The organism is Arthrobacter sp. YA7-1, assembly GCF_025960325.1.
Classification (GTDB): Bacteria; Actinomycetota; Actinomycetes; order Actinomycetales; family Micrococcaceae; genus Arthrobacter; species Arthrobacter bambusae_A.
On sequence record NZ_CP110114.1, the window covers coordinates 3377175 to 3394107 of the forward strand.

The window sequence follows — 16933 nt, forward strand, 5'->3', positions numbered from 1 at the left end:
ACACCCTCACTCAGCCGGTGCAGAGCCTCCTGCCGAAGGATCGGTCTGCCAGAGGCCGAGGATGTTGCCTTCGGTGTCCTTGAAGTACGCGTAGTAGCCCATGCCCGGAACAGCGTCCTTGCCCTTGACCACGGATCCGCCCGCACTCTCGATCTGGCCGAGCGAAGCCTCGATGTCTTCGACGTCAACCGTGATGATGGGCGTCTTCAGTTCTTCCGAGCGCGGGAACAGAGCACCATTGATGGCCCCGGGCGCGCTCGGCATGCCTGTCTGCGGGTCTGAAGGCGTGGTGATGGCGATCGTGTAGTCCATTTCCTGCATGGGGTTGAGCATCCAGCCGAAGGCACCTTGGTAGAAAGTGTTGGCCCGCTCCTTGTCGTCCGCGGGGATTTCAAAATGCACTACACCGGCCATTGCGTTCTCCTGAGATTGTCCTGGAAGGCGCAGACGCCCCGCGCCACACGTGGAGTCTAGTCGTGTGGGTTTCGCGGCGTAAGGGGCCTCTCGGACTGCTTGTTTCGGGACATGTCCGGTGTTGTCCGACGAGCATGCGACCATGAAGGAATGACCATCGTCGATGTCCCACCGGCCGCAGCGGCTGCGGCCGACGCGTCAGTGCGATGGCACCCCGGCGGCCCCTTCGACCTCCTGCAGACCGTGGGAATCCTCATGCGCGGCAACGGTGATCCGTCCTTCGCTGCACGGCAGGACGGCGTGTGGATGGCCTTCACGACGCCGGCCGGCCCGGCCACGCTGCGCCTCACGGCCGCGGGAACCGGCCAAGACACGTCTGTCGATGCGCAGGCCTGGGGCCCCGGCGCGGGTTCCGCCATTGCCTCCGTACCAGCGCTGTTGGGGAGCCGGGACGACTGGTCCGGCTTTGACGACGCCTCCTTCCATGCGACCCTTCCGCGGATGGTCAGAGAAGCCCGACGCCGGAACCTCGCCGTCCGACTGCCCACCACCGGCCGCGTGGTGGACTCCCTTGTGCCCACGATTCTTGAGCAAAAGGTCACCACCATCGAAGCCCGCCGGGGCTACCGCTACCTCATGTACAGGTACGGCACCGCAGCGCCAAGCGCGGGCCGCCTCCCGACGTCGGGCATGCCATCGGGCCTCCTCGTGGCGCCGACCGCCGCCCAATGGCTGGCCATCCCTTCATGGGAGTGGCACAAAGCCGGAGTGGGTCCCCAGCGCTCGGGGACTGTCATGCGGGCGCTGCGATCCGCCGTCGCGCTTGAACGGCTCGCCTCACTCAGCGCGGCGGAAGCCGGGGCCAAGATGCAGACCATCCCGGGAATCGGCATCTGGACGGCCTCGGAGGTTGTCCAGCGGACCCATGGCTGCCCGGACTCGATCGCGGTGGGCGACTACCATTTGGCCTCGTACGTCGGTTACGCGCTCACGGGCAGGAAAACGGACGACGCCGGCATGATCGCCCTCCTGGAACCGTGGCGGGGGCACCGGCAGCGGGTGGTCCGGATGCTCGGGCTCAGCGGCTTCCGCAAGCCGACGTTCGGACCGCGGATGACCATCCAGGACCATCGGGGACACTAAAGCCTGGCAACGCGGGGTCACTTACGGCCCATGTTGCTGCCCGGCATGGGCCGTAAGTGACCCCGCGTTGGGGGTTTCGCCCGCTTGATCCGGACAATGAGGCCGGCGAACCCTTCGGCCAGGTCATCGGCGTTGGCCTTGAAGTAGGACCAGCCGGCGCTGGTGAAAGCCTCGTCCCTCCGGTTGTCCCTTGTCTGCCGTTCCCGCGTAAGGTGCGGGGCACCGTCATACTGGACGGCGATCCGGAATCGCCGGTACCCCAGGTCCGCGGAAGGCGACCACGGATCATCCGGATCGAGGCAGAGCTGCAATTCCGGTTCAGGCAATCGTGCATCCGCCATGGCCAGCCGCAGGAATGTCTCCGGAAACGAGTCCGCTCCGACGCGCATGTCGTCGAGGGCAAGCCGGGCCTTCTCGACGCCTTTCATATTCGGATGCTGCCGGATCAGGAGGCGCAACCCTTCCTTGTCCGCGTAGGGCTCCGTCCGTCCTTCCAGGCCCGGCCGGGGCATGCGGATCAACTGGTCGCCCATGGCAATCACGTACCGCAGCGGCAACTGATGCGCCAGGTCAAGCCACGTCCGGGATGGAGAGGACACAGGAATTCCGTCAATTTCCGTGACTTCGCCCGGGAGGACGCGCACCCGATGCCCAGTCACTCCCGTCCGGCGGACCCGGGGAAGCGCATGGGGTTTGCTGAGGTGGATCGTCCCGCCGTCGCCAAGCCACGGAGGAAGGCCGAGCCGGGTCAATATCGCGGCGCTCTCATGGGACACCCAGGCGCCCGGAGTTGCCGCGGCAAGGACGCGTGCCCTTTCGGCAAACTCAAACTCACGACCCGCGGGCAAGTAGATCAGGCGGCCGCCGTCGGACACGTCCCTGGCCCGCAGCCGCTTCGGAGCGACGCCAAGGCCGCGCGATTCATAGACCGTGAAAGGACGGTTGCTGAGTTCGTTCGGCAGCGGAATGATGCGGACCATGGGATCCAGTTTGGCCGCAATTTGACCCCTGCAAGCAGTTATCCACAGGCAGACTTCCAACCACGCCAACGCGGGGTCACTTACGGCCCATGTTGCTGCCCGGCATGGGCCGTAAGTGACCCCGCGTTGGAGTTAGAGTCCCAGGCGGGCGATCGCTTCTTCGCGCATGTCGATCTTGCGCACCTTGCCGGATACCGTCATGGGGAAGCTCTCCCTGATGTCCACGTAGCGCGGGATCTTGAAGTGGGCCAGCCTGCCGCGGCAGAACTCCTGCACCCCGTCCAGGTCCAAAGTTGCTCCCGGTTTGAGGATGATGCAGGCCATCAGTTCTTCGCCGTATTTGGAGTCGGGAACCCCAATGACCTGGACGTCCTGGATGGCCGGATGCCGGTACAGGAACTCCTCGATCTCGCGGGGATAGACGTTCTCGCCGCCCCGGATGACCATGTCCTTCATGCGGCCTTCGATCACGATGAACCCGTCCGGGTCCATCCGGGCGAGATCGCCGGTGTGCATCCAGCCGTCCTCGTCGATGGCTTCGGCTGTCTTCTCCGGCTGGCCCCAATACCCGTCCATCACTGCGTAGCCCCGTGTGCACAACTCGCCGATGCCCCCGCGTTCCAGGGTTTCGCCGGTGCCCGGATCCACGATCTTGGACTCGAGCCGGGGCATCGTGCGGCCCACAGTCGTGGTGCGCTGTTCCAGGGTGTCCGCCGCGAGGGTCATGGTGGATACCGGCGAAGTCTCGGTCATGCCGTAGCAAATGGCCACGTCCCGCATGTTCATCTCCCCGATGACGCGCTCCATGACCTCGATAGGGCACAGTGAGCCGGCCATGACCCCTGTGCGCAGCGTGGAGAGGTCGTAGGAGGCGAAGTCCGGCAAAGCCAGCTCGGCGATGAACATGGTGGGCACGCCGTACAGCGAGGTGCCGCCAAAATCCTGAACCGCTTCCAGGGCGGCAGCCGGGGTGAATCCGCGCCCGGGAATAATGGTGGCAGCTCCGAAGCTCAGCGCGTTCAGGTTCCCGATGACCATGCCGAAACAGTGGTAGAACGGCACCGGAAGGACCACGCGGTCGCGTTCGGTGTATCCCAGCAGCCTGCCGATCTGGTTGCCGTTGTTGAGGATGTTGTGGTGTGTCAGCGTGGCACCCTTGGGGAATCCTGTAGTTCCCGAGGTGTATTGCAGGTTGATGGGATCGTGCGGATCCAGTTCCGCCATGCGCGCCTTGAGCGCCGACGGCCCGACGTCGTCCGCCCGCTTGAGCAGCTCGGCGAACGTCAGCTCGGCGTCGCTTTGCGGTTCGCCTGCGTTGAGCATGTCCAGTCCAAGATCGGGAAGGAACACGAGCTCCCGAAGCTCAGGGCAGCTAGCCAAGGCCTCCCGGGCCATGCCCACATAGTCGCTGTTCTTGTCCGAAGGCGCGGCCACCAGCATCCGCATGCCGTTCTGTCGGACCACGAATTCGAGTTCGTGGCTCCGGTATGCCGGGTTGACGTTGACCAGGATCGCGCCGGCCTTCGCAGTGGCGTATTGCAGGATGGTCCATTCGGCGCAGTTCGGGCTCCAGATGCCTACCCTGTCACCCTTCGCGACGCCCATCGCGAGCAGCGCACGCGCGAGCCGGTCGACGTCGTCGTTCAGTTTTTCGTAACTCCAGCGCCGAGCCTCATCGCCGGGCACCACGGCGGCTTCGATGAGCGCGTCCCGCAACGGAAACCGCGCCGCGACGCGTTCAAAGTTGGCGCCGATGGTCTCTTCAAGCAGCGGGACGTCAGTGTCCCCGGCTGTGTAGGAAAGCATGAACGCACGCTACCAACTCCGCGGGGCCAAGAGAAGACTTTTGCTTGGAAGTCCTACAAAATATTTCAGGGCCTCGCCGGACCAGCCGGTAAGGTGAATCCCATGAGTGCACCCATTGACCTGCAGGCCACGTTCATTCCCAACGACGGCGAATTCTTCCGCGTCAAGCTCGCGCTGGAAATCGCGATCGACGAAGTAGTGAACGAACCCGGCTGCATCCGTTACGAGCTCACCGAAGCCACCGAGGACAAGCTCGTCCTGACCGAGCAGTGGGCCTCCGAGGAGCACCTCGACATCCACTCCAAAGGCATCGCGGTCCAGGACCTCAACGAATCCCTCAGCGCGCTGCTCGCGGAGCCGGTGAAGCTCGAGCGCCTCTAGGAGTTTTCCGCGCGCTGCTTCGCGATGTGCGCGTGGACCTCATCCATGTCGAGCCCCTTGACGGCCTCGATGACCTGCTCCAGCTGGGGTCCGTTCAGTGCGCCCGGCTGGGAGAACACGAGGACCTTTTCGCGGAAGGCCATGAGCGTGGGGATCGAGGAGATACCTGCTTCGGCAGCGAGCTGCTGCTCGGCCTCGGTGTCCACCTTGGCGAAGAACACATCGTCATGCTTCTCGGAAGCGGCCTGGTACGTGGGCGCAAACTGCCTGCAAGGGCCGCACCACGCAGCCCAGAAATCCACCAAGACAATGTCATTGCCCTCGATGGTCGATGCGAACTGCTCGCCGGTGATGTCAACTGTAGCCATGCTTCCACGGTACGCGACCACGCCTTCGAAGTCGCCCTTGTTCGCTACCCGGCAAACCGGGAATAAAGCACGACGGCGGCCGGGCGGTTTGGCGCCGCCCGGTACCTTCGGTTAGTGCCAGAAGTGCGGGGCGGCTTTGCGCGCGCCGGGGAGCGCGTTGTTCTCGCGCCACTCGTGGAGCCATTCCGGAAGCTCGAGGTCCGCGGGAGGCTCGCCAAACTCGGCCAGGATCTCCTCCTGGCTCACGGGCCGCCCCTTCGCGACAAGCCGGGTGGCAATGTGCGCACGGGCGTAGATCTCGCCGTCGACCACCATGCGTTGTTCAAAGTAGATCGCCTTGGAATCGAGCCCGATGATCTTGGACTCGATGGTGTACTGCTGCCAAAGCTGCAACGACTTCCGGAACGCAATGGTCTCCCCCGCGGCCACGGGACTCCAGCGGCGGCGTCGCATCTTTTGCCAGATCCCCGCCCGCACCATGAGGTCGAAGCGTCCAAGATCCATCAGCGAAAAATACATGCCGTTGTTCACATGCATCGCAATGTCGATGTCCGTGGGTAGCACGCGCATAGGCAACGAGGACGTGCCCCAAACGCTGAGCCAGCTCCGCCTGGACGAGGTGAACAAGATCAAGAGGGTTCGGAGAAGCAAATGCATAAACGCCATGTTACTCCTCGGTAACATTTCGGGCGCCTTCGTTTTGTGTGTCGCTCCATGGCATGTCGTTTACCGCCGGTTCACATGCCCCGGGAAGAATGTCTGAAAACAATTTGCAGAAAGCACCAAGGAGATCCCGTGAGCACCACCCCGACGATCACGGCACACGCAGACGTGTGGCCGGAACTTCCCCTCCACCAGGAGCTGGTGTTGCAGGACACCCGCGGCAACAGGATCGTGGGCACCTTGGACGGCATGACCGATGATCGTAGCACGCTCTGGATCCAGCTCTCCGGAGGCCTGGGCCGGCAACTCGTTCATCACCAGGACGGATACTGGCTGGAGCCGGGCAGTGCTAGCTAACCCGGACTTCCGTCGTCGACACGCAAAATTCCTGTCGACGCAGGAATCCGAGTGTCGAGAGCCCATCCGCGCCGCGCAGGAAATTTTCCGCGTCGAACGGGGCGCTCAAAAACGCAATGGACAAACAAAAAATCCCCGGAACCATATGGTTCCGGGGATTTCATTTTGTGGCAGATGAGGGATTCGAACCCCCGTAGGCGTTGCCAGCTGATTTACAGTCAGCCCCCTTTGGCCGCTCGGGTAATCTGCCGAACTTCAAAAGAAGTCACTCCCGATCATCGTTTCGTTTCCGATCCGGTAAGCGCGAGCAAGACAACCTTACAGAACTTCTGCCGAAGAATCGAATCGAGGCCTCGAAGCCTCAAAGCAGGCAAAAATCTCAGGCGTCACCAAGTATCCGCCCGGCCAGTTTGGCCTCGAAGCTGGCCGCCTGCTCCAGCGTGATCTGGTTGAGCTGCACGGCCCGCAACAGGTCCGCGTGAATGCCGTCCATCCGAGATGCCGCGTCCGGGACCGGGCTCAAGACCACGGAGGCCGCAAGCGCTGCGGCTGCAACCGCGCTTGCGGCGGTGGCGGCAGCGGCTCCGATTGAACCGGCGGCGGCAGCGGCTGACTTGGTGACGTAGCGGACGGCTTGGTTGCTCATGGTGCTCCCTTTCAGGATGGGCTCTTCAAACTGATACAACTCTGTCGGGGCAGTCTCAGTTCCGGCCATACGTGTGCTGTGAGCGAACTGTGAACGTTCGGCACACGCCGGGCGCTTCCGTACTAGGCTGGATGGCAGACAAAACCGCCCGTTTCCGGGCCACCCCCAACGATCACAAGGAGAGTCATGGCAGGCGAATCCACATTCGACGTCGTCAGCAAGGTAGACAAGCAGGAAGTCGCCAACGCGCTCCACCAGTCCCAGAAGGAAATCGCGCAGCGGTACGACTTCAAGGGCGTCGGCGCGGAGATCGACTTCAGCGGCGAGAAGATCCTCATGAAGGCCAACTCCGAGGACCGCATCCTCGCCGTCCTGGACGTCTTCCAGTCCAAGCTCATCAAGCGTGGCATCTCCCTGAAGTCCCTCGACCAGGGCGAGCCTTACCCCTCCGGCAAGGAATTCCGCCTGGAATGCTCCATCAAGGAGGGCATTGCCCAGGACATCGCAAAGAAGATCAACAAGATCATCCGCGACGAAGCCCCGAAGTCCGTCAAGTCCCAGATCCAGGGCGACGAACTCCGCGTCACTTCGAAGTCCCGCGATGACCTGCAGGAAACCATGAACATCCTGAAGAAGTTCGAAGAGGCCGATCTCCAGTTCGTGAACTTCCGCAGCTAGGAGTTCGCCGCGGCCCAGGCCGTTATCCGGAAGTACGACGACGGCGCGTTGCCCCCTGAGCGGGCGACGCGCCGTCGTCGTTAATGCGGCAGTCGTTGATGGGCGGTGCGTCACACCAGACAACTTTTCGGGGTCGGGGCTAGCGATAACTTCGCGATTCCGCGGGCGCGCAACGGGCTCGACTGGCGCAGTCGATGGCCCCTACGATGCGCCGCCGGAAGACACCGGGGCGGCGGCCAAGCTGACCTTGACGTTCGGCTTTGGCGAGGGCATCTTCGAAAAGGACGGCAGGCCCCGCTTCGGCCTTGAGGGCCGCAGGCCCGATGCCCTGATTGACCTGCCGCACTTCCCCGGCGACGCCTTGCAGCCAGAACGCACCGGCGGCGACATTGTGGTCCAGGCGTGCGCCGACGATACGCAGGTCGCCGTGCACGCGACCCGGAACCTCGCACGCATCGGCTTCGGCAGGGTGCGCGTCCGCTGGTCCCAGCTGGGCTTCGGCCGGACCTCCTCCACGTCGAGGGCCCAGACGACCGCGCGCAACCTCTTCGGATTCAAGGACGGCACGGCAAACCTGACGTCGGAAGACACGGCACTCCTCAACGAGCACGTCTGGGCCACCGCCGGAAACCGCCAGGGTGAAGCGTGGATGAGAGGAATTCACGTCTCCTGACTTTGGAATCAAGGGCCGCGACGGCGCGCCGCTGGTTCCCATCGACTCCCACGTCCGCCTCGCCCACGCGGACCAGAACAACGGCGTGAAGATGCTTTGCCGCGGTTACAACTACATCGACGGTTCGGACGGGCTCGGCCACCTCGACGCGGGCCTGTTCTTCGTCGCCTTCGTCAAGGACCAGCGGACGCACTACGTGCCCATGCAGATGGCCATGGCGAAAAGCGACAAACTGGCCCTGGAGTACCTCAAGCACACGGGATCGGGCCTCTTCGCGGTGCCCCCGAGCAGTAAGGCGGGCGGCTTCATTGGTGAGGGCCTGTTCGCATGAAGCCGACCGTCGTCGGACGCGGCACCGGTGGGGTAACTTACGGGACCGCCGGCTAGGAGAGCGGGCGTCCAGCCATCCGCTCCAGCCGCTCGATGCGCTCACGCATGGGCGGGTGGGTGGCGAACAGCTTGGTCATGGCGCCGCCGCGGAACGGGTTGGCGATCATGAGGTGCGAAGTGTTCACGAGTCGCTGATCCTGTGGCAGCGGCACCTGCTTCACGCCCGCTTCGATCCTGCGCAGGGCTGAGGCGAGCGCCAGCGGATCGCCGGTGAGCTCCGCACCGTCGTGGTCGGCGTCGTACTCCCTGGTGCGGGAAATGGCGAGCTGGACCAGCGAGGCGGCAAACGGGGCCAAGAGGGCCATGGCGATCATGGCAAACGGGTTGGCGTTCCGCCGGTCCCCGCCGCCGAAGAACAGCAGCATCTGGCCCACCGAAGTAATGACACCGGCGACGGCGGCCGCGATGGACGAGGTGAGGATGTCGCGGTTGTAGACGTGCATGAGTTCATGCCCGAGGACGCCACGGAGTTCGCGGGCGTCGAGCAAGTTCAGGATGCCCGCGGTGCAGCACACGGCGGCGTTCTTCGGATTGCGTCCCGTGGCAAAGGCGTTGGGGGCCATGGTCGGAGAAATGTAGATCCGCGGCATGGGCTGGTTCGCCCGCACGGAGAGTTCCCGGACGATCTGGTATAGCTGCGGAGCCTGCGCTTCCGAAACCGGGTACGCGGCCATGGAGCGGATGGCGATCTTGTCGCTGTTCCAATATCCGTAGGCCGTTGTCGCGACGCCGATCAGAGCCATGATCCAGATGGGCCCAGCACTGCGGGTGCTCGCGGCGATCAGGGCGCCAAGTCCCAGCAGCACTGCCCAGAGCACACCGAAAAGCGCTGCGGTCTTCAGTCCATTGTGATGATTGTGCACTTCACTACTTTCTTGCAGTCGGCCCGGTGTTGGTTCTGTTCCGATTAACGCCGACGGCGGCCCGGACGTTCCGCCCAACTGACTCGCATTTAATGTCGTTCTGGGCCGCCATAACGACAACAACTGCGAGCTACTTGGGCGTGTGGGCTCAACACGGGCTAGGGCACCGGATGGAGGGAATCGTAGCGGAGGAATCCGCGTTGCCCGCGCGCCACGAGCCACGCAAGCACTGCGCACAGCACGCCGCCCAGAAGCAGCACCCAGCCTTCGCTGAGAACTTTGGTGACGCCACCGGCGAGCATGTCCCCCACTCGGGGACCACCGGAAACCACCACGATGAACACGCCCTGCAGCCGTCCCCGCATGTGGTCCGGAGTGGCCGATTGCAGGATGGTGGTGCGGAAGACCGCGCTGACCGAGTCCGAGATTCCGGCAACGGCACAACACATTGCCGCCGGGATGATCCAGAGCGTCACGCCGCCGCGTCCGGCGTCCCCGGCAAGGACCACTACCAGGCCGAAAGCCGCGATCGAGAATCCCCATCCGGCCACGGACCATACCACCGCAGTGCCCTGGCGCCGCACCCTCCCCAAAGGTCCGGAGAACAACCCCGCCAGGAAGGCGCCGACAGCCACGGAAGCCAGCAGCACACCCACGGTGGTGTCGCCACCCCCGATCATCGTGGCTCCGATCGCGGGCATGAGGGCGCGCGGCTGGGCGCAGATCATCGCAATGAGGTCGATGATGAAGGTCATCCGCAGGTTCGGCCGGGTGCCCAGGAAACGGAAGCCCTCGACGACGGAGCGCAGGCCGGGTGCCGACGCGTTCGCTGCCGCGGGAAGGGCCGGGAGCTTGAAAAGGCTCCACAGCGCGAAGGCGAAGCTCAGGGCATCGATCGTGTAGGTCCAGCCAAAACCGCTCGACGCGACCAGAACGCCGGCCAGCAGGGGGCCGGCCGTCATGGAAATACCCATGTTGAGCATGCTCAACGCGTTGGCGGCGGGCAGCAGTTCCTTGCGGACCAGCAAGGGAATAATGGCGCTGCGTGCCGGTCCGTTGATGCCTTGCGCACCGCTCTGGATCGCGACGAGGAGGAACAGGATCCAGACATTGTTCAGCTGGAACCACGCCTGGAGTGCCAGGGCCACGCTGCAGGCCCACAAAACGAGGGACGCAACAATGGCGACTTTCCGCCGGTCATAGGCATCCGAAAGTGCGCCGCCAAACAAACCCGCAATCACCAGCGGAACCAGGGCAAAGATGCTGAGCAGACCCACATAGAGGCTCTGCTGGGTGATGCTGTAGACCTCGAGGCTTACGGCAACCAGGGTCAACTGGGATCCGACCATCGACACCGACGAGCCCAGCCACAGGCGGCGGAATGCGGGGCTTTCGCGAAGCGGGGTCATGTCAGCCAGGAGTTTTGCCACCGTCCAACCCTATCCAGCAACCCGCCCACCCTCCCGGAGCGCCGCGGGCGTGGGGTTAGCGGCTGCGGTGAGGGCCGCCGTCGGGCAGGTTCACCTGAAGTTAGCCTCGCCTTATTGTGAAGCACTCATAATAAGTGCTTCAATGGGCGTATGGCAGATCACACGGCAGACCAGGAAGCATGGGCTTCCGCCTTGCATTCCCACGGACGCCGCGTGACCAAGCAGCGGCTTGCCGTCCTTGCTGCCGTTCAGCACAATCCACATTCCCCCGCCGAAGGCATCCTGGCTGCCGCACGCAAGGATCTTCCCGAACTGACAGCGCAGTCTGTTTATGTGGTGCTGAGCGACCTCACGGACCTGCAGATGCTGCGACGGTTCGAACCGCCCCACTCTCCCGCTCTCTACGAGACAAGGGTGGGCGACAACCACCACCACGCCGTCTGCATCAGTTGTGGCCGGGTGGAAGATGTCGACTGCGCAGTAGGCCATGCCCCCTGCCTCACCCCGCATTGGGATGAGCACTCCAAACCCATGACCATCCAGATCGCAGACGTCCTGTACCAAGGCATCTGCCAGGACTGCCAGGCCAAACAACAGCTTCCTACTCAAACGCAAGTAACCCACGAAATAGGAGAACGATGACCGCGAACATCTCGACCACCCAGTCGGGCGCCCCCGTCACCTCGGACGCGCATTCCCAGTCCGTCGGTGCCGATGGTGCCATCATCCTGACCGACCACTACCTGGTGGAAAAGCTCGCCCAGTTCAACCGCGAGCGCGTCCCGGAGCGTGTTGTCCACGCCAAGGGCGGCGGCGCTTTCGGTACCTTCAAGACTTCCTCGGACGTATCCAAGTACACCAAGGCTGCCCTGTTCCAGCCCGGCGTCGAGACGGACATGCTCATCCGTTTCTCCTCCGTGGCAGGCGAGAACGGCTCCCCGGACACGTGGCGCGACCCGCGCGGCTTCGCCGTCAAGTTCTACACTTCCGAGGGCAACTACGACCTGGTCGGCAACAACACCCCGGTGTTCTTCATCCGCGACGGCATCAAGTTCCCGGACTTCATCCACTCCCAGAAGCGGCTCCCGGGCACCCACCTGCGCGACGCCGACATGCAGTGGGACTTCTGGACCCTCTCGCCCGAGTCCGCACACCAGGTCACCTGGCTCATGGGCGATCGCGGCCTTCCGGCTTCCTGGCGTGAAATGCAGGGCTACGGCTCGCACACCTACCAGTGGATCAACGCCGAGGGCGAGCGCTTCTGGGTCAAGTACCACTTCAAGTCCAACCAAGGCGTCAAGACCATCACGGGCGACCAAGCCGCTGAACTGGCCGGCTCGGATGCGGACTTCTACATTCGCGACCTCCAGGAGAACATTGCCGCCGGCAACTTCCCGTCCTGGGAACTGCACATCCAGGTCATGCCTTACGAGGACGCCAAGACCTACCGCTTCAACCCGTTCGACCTCACCAAGGTGTGGCCGCACTCGGACTACCCGCTGATCCACGTGGGCACCATGGAGCTCAACAAGAACCCGGAAAACTACTTCGCGCAGATCGAGCAGGCCACCTTCGCGCCGTCGAACTTCGTTCCGGGTATCGCCGCCTCCCCGGACAAGATGCTGCAGGCCCGCATCTTCTCCTACGCTGACGCACACCGCTACCGCGTGGGCACCAACCACGCCCAGATCCCGGTGAACCAGCCGAAGAACCAAGTCAACAACTACAGCCAGGACGGCGCGGGACGTTACCTGTTCAATGCTCCTTCGGTTCCGGTCTACGCACCGAACTCCGTGGGTGGCCCGGCCGCTGTTGAGCCACAGAACCCGGCCGGTGGCTGGGAGAACGACGGCGAGCTGACGCTCTCCGCGCACTCCCTGCATGCCGAGGACGGCGACTTCGTCCAGGCCGGCGCGCTGTACCGCGAGGTCTACGACGACGGCGCCAAGGCCCGCCTGCTCGAGACCATCACGGGCGCCGTGGGCGGTGTCAAGAGCCCCGGCATCAAGGAACGCGCCATCCAGTACTGGACCAACGTCGATGCTGAACTCGGTGCCAAACTGCGCGCCAACCTCGGCGCCGGCCAAAACGAGTCGGCTGCAGAGGCAGCCAACAAGCTGTAACAACGCCACCCATGAAGCAACCCCGCTGCGGAATCTCCGCGGCGGGGTTGCTTTTTTGATGCGCATGAATAGCGGGGGCTGTCGGCAGGTTTTCCACATAGCCGCCAACGTCTCTGGCTAGCCCGGCCTTGTCATCCATAGGATCCTTGCATGAGCACATTTACCGGGATCCCCGCAGCGGCAATCGCCTTCTATGCCGAGCTTGAAGAGAACAACAACCGCGAATGGTGGCTGGCGCACAAAGACATCTACGACTCCGCCGTGAAAGAGCCGTTGACACTGTTGCTGGAGGAGCTTGAGCCCCGATTCGGGCCGGGCAAGGTTTTCCGTCCCAACCGTGATATCCGTTTCTCCCAGGACAAGTCCCCGTATAAGACGGCACAGGGAGCATTTGCAGCCGACAACGAGGGCGTGGGCTTCTACCTCCAGCTCAGTGCAGACGGCCTGTTGATCGGCGGCGGATGCCACTCGCGCACCCCGGAACAGATCGCCCGGTTCCGTGCCGCTACGGATTCGCCGGCCAGCGGGGAAGAACTCCAGAAAATCGTCGATGCCATCGCCGCCGCAGGTTTCACGGTGGAGGGCGAGAAGCTCAAGACCGTTCCGCGTGGTTTCGACAAAGACCATCCACGCGCGGAGCTCTTGAAGCACAAGTCGTTGTCTGCAGGGGTCACCTTGGGAGAACCGGCATGGATGTCCGAGCCCTCAGCCAAGGAAGAAATCGCCAAGCGTTGGGAGGTGCTGCGCCCGCTCGTGGAGTGGGTCAACGAGCACGCCGCGCCATAATCATTGGGGTCGTTGCCGCGGCCGTGAGTTCGGCCGCGGCAATGAATCCGTGTCTGTTCAGACCTTGCTGAGGCTGTCCTCGTCGTCGCCGCTCGTGTCGGAAGCGGAGGCTCCGTCGGACGAGGAGGCCCCGTCGGACGAAGCGTCTTGCCCGGACACCACGGCCTTCGCGGACGCGAACTTCTCGTTCAGGCGGGAGTGGCGCTGACCGTAGGCAAAGTAGATTGCCAGGCCGATTGCCAGCCAGATGGCGAAAAAGATCCACGTCTCCACGGCCAGGTTTGTCATCAGGTAGACGCACAGGACGGCCGAAACCACCGGAAGCACCTTGCCGAAGGGAACCCGGAAAGCCGGCCTCAGATCTGGGCGCTTCTTGCGCAGGACCAGGATGCCGAGGCTGACCATCACGAAGGCCGAGAGGGTGCCGATGTTGATCATCTCTTCGAGAACATCCACGTTTGTCAGACCGGCAACAATGGCCACGGCAGCGCCACAGATGATCTGGAGGCGGACCGGCGTCGAGCGCTTGTCGCTCGTCTTGGACAGGGCGCGCGGAAGCAGACCGTCGCGACTCATCGCAAGGACCACGCGGGCCAGGCCCATGAGCAGCACCATGATGACAGTGGTCAGACCAATCAGTGAGCCGAAGGCAATGACCTTGGCCGCGTCGGTGTTTCCGACCGCCTCGAAGGCCGTGGTCAGAGTGGGGTTCTTCGCTTGCGCCAGCTGGGTATACGACACCATGCCGGTCAGGGCGAGGGAGACCAGGATGTAGAGCAACGTCACGAGCGCCAGCCCGCCGAAGATACCCCGGGGCAAGGTCTTCTGCGGGTTCTTGACCTCTTCCGCGGAAGTCGCAACCACGTCGAAGCCGATGAAGGCAAAGAACACCAAGGCTGCGCCGGCGAAGATACCCAGCGTTCCGTACTGTGCCGGAACCGCGCCGGTGAGGAAGCCGAACAAGGACTGTTTCATGACATCCGCGCCGTCAGTGCCCCCCGTAGGCTGCGATGCCGGGACAAACGGCGCGTAGTTGGAGAATTTCACGTAGGTGAAGCCGACAACAATGACGAACAGCACCACGGCGATCTTGATGAGCGTGAAGACATTGCCCACGCGGGCGGAGAGCTTGGTACCGAGAACGAGGAGCACCGTGAAGATCGCAACAATCAGGAACGCGCCCCAATAGAGATCCACGCCGCCGATGTTCAAGGCCGGGGGCATGTCCACACCCATGAGGGCAAACACGTTGCTCAAGTAGATGCCCCAGTACTTGGCGATGACTGCGGCTGCCGTAAACAGTTCAAGAATGAGGTTCCAGCCAATGATCCAGGCGAGGATTTCTCCCATCGTGGCGTAGGTGAAGACGTAGGCGGACCCAGCCACCGGGATGGCGGTAGCGAACTCGGCGTAGCACATGATGGCCAAGGCACACGTGACGGCTGCGACTGCAAAGGAGATCGTCACGGCCGGGCCGGCAAAGTTCGCGGCGGCCTTGGCGCCAACAGAGAAGATCCCGGCGCCGACGGCCACGGCAACGCCCATGATCATCAGATCCCAAGTACTGAGGGAACGCTTGAGCTTGCGTCCGGGCTCATCGGCGTCCGCAATGGACTGCTCGATCGATTTGGTCCTGAAGAGGTTCATAGGAGAGTCCACAATCTTGATGAGGGGGTAGAAACAGACTCATCAAGAGTAGTGTCCAGCCAATGGACCCCCACATTTGTCCCGAATCGTGAGACAAAAGCGCAGCCCATCTTCAGAGCTTGGGGACGTTCCAATCCATCAAGGTGGAACGGATAAGGAAACGCTTCCCCTCAGGCGATTCCACCGAGAAGCCACTCCCACGGCCGTCCACTACGTCCACGGTCAGATGGGTGTGGGACCAGTAATTGAACTGTTCCCGGGACATCCAGAACTCCACAGGCTGCGGCCGCTCGGGCTCGCCAATGTCGAAAAGTCCGAGCAGAACGTCCGAATCACCGGTAATGAATTCGCCGGCCGGGTAGCACATGGGTGAGGAACCGTCGCAGCAACCACCTGACTGATGGAACATGAGCGGACCGTGCTGCTCCCACAACTTCCGGAGGAGTTCTCTGGAAACGGCGGTGAGCGCCACCCGGGAAAAGTCTTCCCCGGGCAGCGTCACCGCGGCGTCAAGCCTGTTGTGGCGCATTAGAACCTCAACACCACGCGGCCGTCGATCTTGGCATGCTTCATTTCGTCAAAGACCGCGTTTACCTCGGAGAGCTCCCGTGTGGAAACGGTCGGGTGGATTTTGCCTTGCGCGTAGAAGTCCAGCGCTTCCTCCAAGTCCTGGCGCGTTCCCACGATCGAGCCCCGGACGGTCAGGCCCTTGAGCACAATCTCGAAGATCGGCGCAGGAAAGTCGCCGGGAGGGAGTCCGTTGAAGACAATGGTCCCGCCACGCCTGGCCATGCCGATCGCCTGCCCGAAGGCCGAAGGATGCACAGCCGTGACCAGGACCCCGTGGCAGCCTCCGGTGTCCCGCTGGATGACTTCCGCCGGATCTTCGTGCAGCGCGTTGACCGTCAGCTCGGCGCCGTGTTTCCTGGCGAGGGCGAGCTTGTCGTCGGCGATGTCCACTGCGGCGACCCGCAGGCCCATGGCCACTGCGTACTGGACAGCGATGTGACCCAGGCCGCCGATGCCGGAAATGGTGACCCATTGGCCCGGCTTGGCTTCGGTCATCTTCAGGCCCTTGTAGACCGTGACTCCGGCGCACAGCACCGGAGCGACCTCCACGGGATCCGAACCTGCCGGAATCCTGGCTGCGAACCGGCTGTCCACCAGCATGTATTCCGCGAAAGAGCCGTCCACGCTGTAGCCGGCGTTCTTCTGGGCTTCGCACAGGGTCTCCCAACCCGTCCGGCAGAATTGGCAGTCGCCACACGCTGACCAGAGCCAGGCGTTGCCCACGAGGTCTCCGATGGCCAGGTCGGTGACGCCTTCACCGAGGGCCACCACTTCGCCCACACCTTCGTGGCCGGGCACAAAGGGCGGTGAAGGCTTGACCGGCCAGTCCCCCTCCGCGGCGTGCAGGTCTGTGTGGCAGACACCGCTGGTGATGACCCTGACCAGCGCTTCCCCGCGTCCGGGAGTGGGAAGGGGAAGGGACTGGATTTGTAGCTCTTTTCCGAATTCGGTTACCACGGCTGCGTGCATTGTCGTCGTCATTGGCGAAATCCTTGCGTCGTCAAAACTAAAAGTG

At 63.3% G+C, this 16933-nt stretch carries 18 protein-coding genes, 1 tRNA gene and 1 pseudogene; 8 read left to right on the forward strand and 12 right to left on the reverse strand.

The window, feature by feature from the left end; all coding sequences use genetic code 11:
* Window positions 1-6: 6 nt before the first annotated feature.
* Window positions 7-414, reverse strand: a complete 408-nt coding sequence (locus OIT41_RS15825) for a VOC family protein (protein ID WP_241707047.1) — start codon at window positions 412-414, stop codon at window positions 7-9.
* Window positions 415-564: 150 nt separating this feature from the next.
* Between OIT41_RS15825 and OIT41_RS15830 the strand changes: the two genes are divergently transcribed.
* Window positions 565-1557, forward strand: a complete 993-nt coding sequence (locus tag OIT41_RS15830; protein WP_264636785.1) for a DNA-3-methyladenine glycosylase family protein — start codon at window positions 565-567, stop codon at window positions 1555-1557.
* 17 nt (window positions 1558-1574) lie between these two features.
* Here OIT41_RS15830 and OIT41_RS15835 read toward each other — a convergent pair whose 3' ends face one another.
* Window positions 1575-2537 (reverse strand): hypothetical protein, encoded by a 963-nt coding sequence (locus OIT41_RS15835; RefSeq protein WP_264636786.1) that lies wholly within the window; start codon window positions 2535-2537, stop codon window positions 1575-1577.
* Between the two features lie 132 nt (window positions 2538-2669).
* Window positions 2670-4343, reverse strand: coding sequence for an AMP-binding protein (locus OIT41_RS15840; RefSeq protein WP_264636787.1), 1674 nt, complete (start codon window positions 4341-4343; stop codon window positions 2670-2672).
* Between the two features lie 102 nt (window positions 4344-4445).
* On the opposite strand from OIT41_RS15840, the gene OIT41_RS15845 reads away from it, so the two are divergent.
* Complete coding sequence (locus tag OIT41_RS15845; RefSeq protein WP_078108018.1) at window positions 4446-4724, forward strand: putative quinol monooxygenase; 279 nt, start codon at window positions 4446-4448, stop codon at window positions 4722-4724.
* On the opposite strand, the gene OIT41_RS15850 is transcribed toward OIT41_RS15845, so the two are convergent.
* Both OIT41_RS15850 and OIT41_RS15855 read right to left on the reverse strand, forming a co-directional pair.
* Entirely contained in the window at window positions 4721-5092 is a 372-nt protein-coding gene (locus OIT41_RS15850; protein ID WP_059387274.1) for a thioredoxin family protein, read from the reverse strand. The genes OIT41_RS15845 and OIT41_RS15850 overlap by 4 nt on opposite strands.
* A gap of 111 nt (window positions 5093-5203) precedes the next feature.
* Entirely contained in the window at window positions 5204-5749 is a 546-nt protein-coding gene (locus OIT41_RS15855; RefSeq protein WP_264637977.1) for an acyl-CoA thioesterase, read from the reverse strand.
* Window positions 5750-5887: 138 nt separating this feature from the next.
* Here OIT41_RS15855 and OIT41_RS15860 point away from each other — a divergent pair, with 138 nt between their 5' ends.
* The gene (locus tag OIT41_RS15860; protein ID WP_241707043.1) at window positions 5888-6112 is read left to right on the forward strand and encodes a hypothetical protein; all 225 of its coding nucleotides are present in this window, start codon (window positions 5888-5890) and stop codon (window positions 6110-6112) included.
* A 168-nt stretch (window positions 6113-6280) separates the two neighbouring features.
* Here the strand turns inward: OIT41_RS15860 and OIT41_RS15865 are convergent.
* Together OIT41_RS15865 and OIT41_RS15870 are read right to left on the reverse strand one after the other, a co-directional pair.
* Window positions 6281-6362, reverse strand: a tRNA-Tyr gene (locus OIT41_RS15865).
* Between the two features lie 129 nt (window positions 6363-6491).
* Window positions 6492-6758, reverse strand: coding sequence for a hypothetical protein (locus tag OIT41_RS15870; protein ID WP_078108081.1), 267 nt, complete (start codon window positions 6756-6758; stop codon window positions 6492-6494).
* 186 nt (window positions 6759-6944) lie between these two features.
* Here OIT41_RS15870 and OIT41_RS15875 point away from each other — a divergent pair, with 186 nt between their 5' ends.
* A complete protein-coding gene (locus tag OIT41_RS15875; RefSeq protein ID WP_059387254.1) occupies window positions 6945-7436 on the forward strand; it encodes a YajQ family cyclic di-GMP-binding protein in 492 nt (163 codons plus the stop codon).
* A gap of 163 nt (window positions 7437-7599) precedes the next feature.
* Window positions 7600-8440: pseudogene (locus tag OIT41_RS15880) on the forward strand (Dyp-type peroxidase); the annotation flags it as partial.
* A 52-nt stretch (window positions 8441-8492) separates the two neighbouring features.
* Here OIT41_RS15880 and htpX read toward each other — a convergent pair.
* A complete protein-coding gene (htpX, locus tag OIT41_RS15885; protein WP_264636788.1) occupies window positions 8493-9362 on the reverse strand; it encodes a zinc metalloprotease HtpX in 870 nt (289 codons plus the stop codon).
* A gap of 158 nt (window positions 9363-9520) precedes the next feature.
* Window positions 9521-10792: an MFS transporter gene (locus tag OIT41_RS15890; protein ID WP_264636789.1), complete on the reverse strand. Its 1272-nt coding sequence runs from the start codon at window positions 10790-10792 to the stop codon at window positions 9521-9523.
* A gap of 150 nt (window positions 10793-10942) precedes the next feature.
* On the opposite strand from OIT41_RS15890, the gene OIT41_RS15895 reads away from it, so the two are divergent.
* The 3 genes from OIT41_RS15895 (at window position 10943) to OIT41_RS15905 (ending at window position 13701) form a co-directional block, all read left to right on the forward strand.
* Window positions 10943-11434 carry a Fur family transcriptional regulator gene (locus OIT41_RS15895; protein WP_184738401.1) on the forward strand — a complete coding sequence of 164 codons (492 nt, stop codon included), beginning with the start codon at window positions 10943-10945 and terminating at the stop codon, window positions 11432-11434.
* Window positions 11431-12915: a catalase gene (locus OIT41_RS15900; RefSeq protein WP_264636790.1), complete on the forward strand. Its 1485-nt coding sequence runs from the start codon at window positions 11431-11433 to the stop codon at window positions 12913-12915. Before OIT41_RS15895 ends, OIT41_RS15900 begins: the two co-directional genes overlap by 4 nt.
* 150 nt (window positions 12916-13065) lie before the next feature.
* A complete protein-coding gene (locus OIT41_RS15905; protein WP_078108012.1) occupies window positions 13066-13701 on the forward strand; it encodes a DUF2461 domain-containing protein in 636 nt (211 codons plus the stop codon).
* Window positions 13702-13758: 57 nt separating this feature from the next.
* Here OIT41_RS15905 and OIT41_RS15910 read toward each other — a convergent pair whose 3' ends face one another.
* The 3 genes from OIT41_RS15910 to adhP all read right to left on the reverse strand — a co-directional run bounded on the left by OIT41_RS15910 (window position 13759) and on the right by adhP (window position 16899).
* Window positions 13759-15348 carry an amino acid permease gene (locus tag OIT41_RS15910; protein WP_264636791.1) on the reverse strand — a complete coding sequence of 530 codons (1590 nt, stop codon included), beginning with the start codon at window positions 15346-15348 and terminating at the stop codon, window positions 13759-13761.
* Between the two features lie 112 nt (window positions 15349-15460).
* Window positions 15461-15877 (reverse strand): DUF779 domain-containing protein, encoded by a 417-nt coding sequence (locus tag OIT41_RS15915; RefSeq protein ID WP_078108010.1) that lies wholly within the window; start codon window positions 15875-15877, stop codon window positions 15461-15463.
* The gene (gene adhP / locus OIT41_RS15920; RefSeq protein ID WP_264636792.1) at window positions 15877-16899 is read right to left on the reverse strand and encodes an alcohol dehydrogenase AdhP; all 1023 of its coding nucleotides are present in this window, start codon (window positions 16897-16899) and stop codon (window positions 15877-15879) included. Before adhP ends, OIT41_RS15915 begins: the two co-directional genes overlap by 1 nt.
* Between the last annotated feature and the right edge of the window lie 34 nt (window positions 16900-16933).

What these genes read in the sequence shown, in the direction of transcription:
- OIT41_RS15825 (WP_241707047.1), bottom strand. Translation starts at nt 414, where the DNA reads ATGGCCGGTGTAGTGCATTTTGAAATCCCCGCGGACGACAAGGAGCGG.
- OIT41_RS15830 (WP_264636785.1), top strand. Translation starts at nt 565, where the DNA reads ATGACCATCGTCGATGTCCCACCGGCCGCAGCGGCTGCGGCCGACGCG.
- OIT41_RS15835 (WP_264636786.1), bottom strand. Translation starts at nt 2,537, where the DNA reads ATGGTCCGCATCATTCCGCTGCCGAACGAACTCAGCAACCGTCCTTTC.
- OIT41_RS15840 (WP_264636787.1), bottom strand. Translation starts at nt 4,343, where the DNA reads ATGCTTTCCTACACAGCCGGGGACACTGACGTCCCGCTGCTTGAAGAG.
- OIT41_RS15845 (WP_078108018.1), top strand. Translation starts at nt 4,446, where the DNA reads ATGAGTGCACCCATTGACCTGCAGGCCACGTTCATTCCCAACGACGGC.
- OIT41_RS15850 (WP_059387274.1), bottom strand. Translation starts at nt 5,092, where the DNA reads ATGGCTACAGTTGACATCACCGGCGAGCAGTTCGCATCGACCATCGAG.
- OIT41_RS15855 (WP_264637977.1), bottom strand. Translation starts at nt 5,749, where the DNA reads ATGCATTTGCTTCTCCGAACCCTCTTGATCTTGTTCACCTCGTCCAGG.
- OIT41_RS15870 (WP_078108081.1), bottom strand. Translation starts at nt 6,758, where the DNA reads ATGAGCAACCAAGCCGTCCGCTACGTCACCAAGTCAGCCGCTGCCGCC.
- OIT41_RS15875 (WP_059387254.1), top strand. Translation starts at nt 6,945, where the DNA reads ATGGCAGGCGAATCCACATTCGACGTCGTCAGCAAGGTAGACAAGCAG.
- OIT41_RS15895 (WP_184738401.1), top strand. Translation starts at nt 10,943, where the DNA reads ATGGCAGATCACACGGCAGACCAGGAAGCATGGGCTTCCGCCTTGCAT.
- OIT41_RS15900 (WP_264636790.1), top strand. Translation starts at nt 11,431, where the DNA reads ATGACCGCGAACATCTCGACCACCCAGTCGGGCGCCCCCGTCACCTCG.
- OIT41_RS15905 (WP_078108012.1), top strand. Translation starts at nt 13,066, where the DNA reads ATGAGCACATTTACCGGGATCCCCGCAGCGGCAATCGCCTTCTATGCC.
- OIT41_RS15910 (WP_264636791.1), bottom strand. Translation starts at nt 15,348, where the DNA reads ATGAACCTCTTCAGGACCAAATCGATCGAGCAGTCCATTGCGGACGCC.
- OIT41_RS15915 (WP_078108010.1), bottom strand. Translation starts at nt 15,877, where the DNA reads ATGCGCCACAACAGGCTTGACGCCGCGGTGACGCTGCCCGGGGAAGAC.
- adhP (WP_264636792.1), bottom strand. Translation starts at nt 16,899, where the DNA reads ATGACGACGACAATGCACGCAGCCGTGGTAACCGAATTCGGAAAAGAG.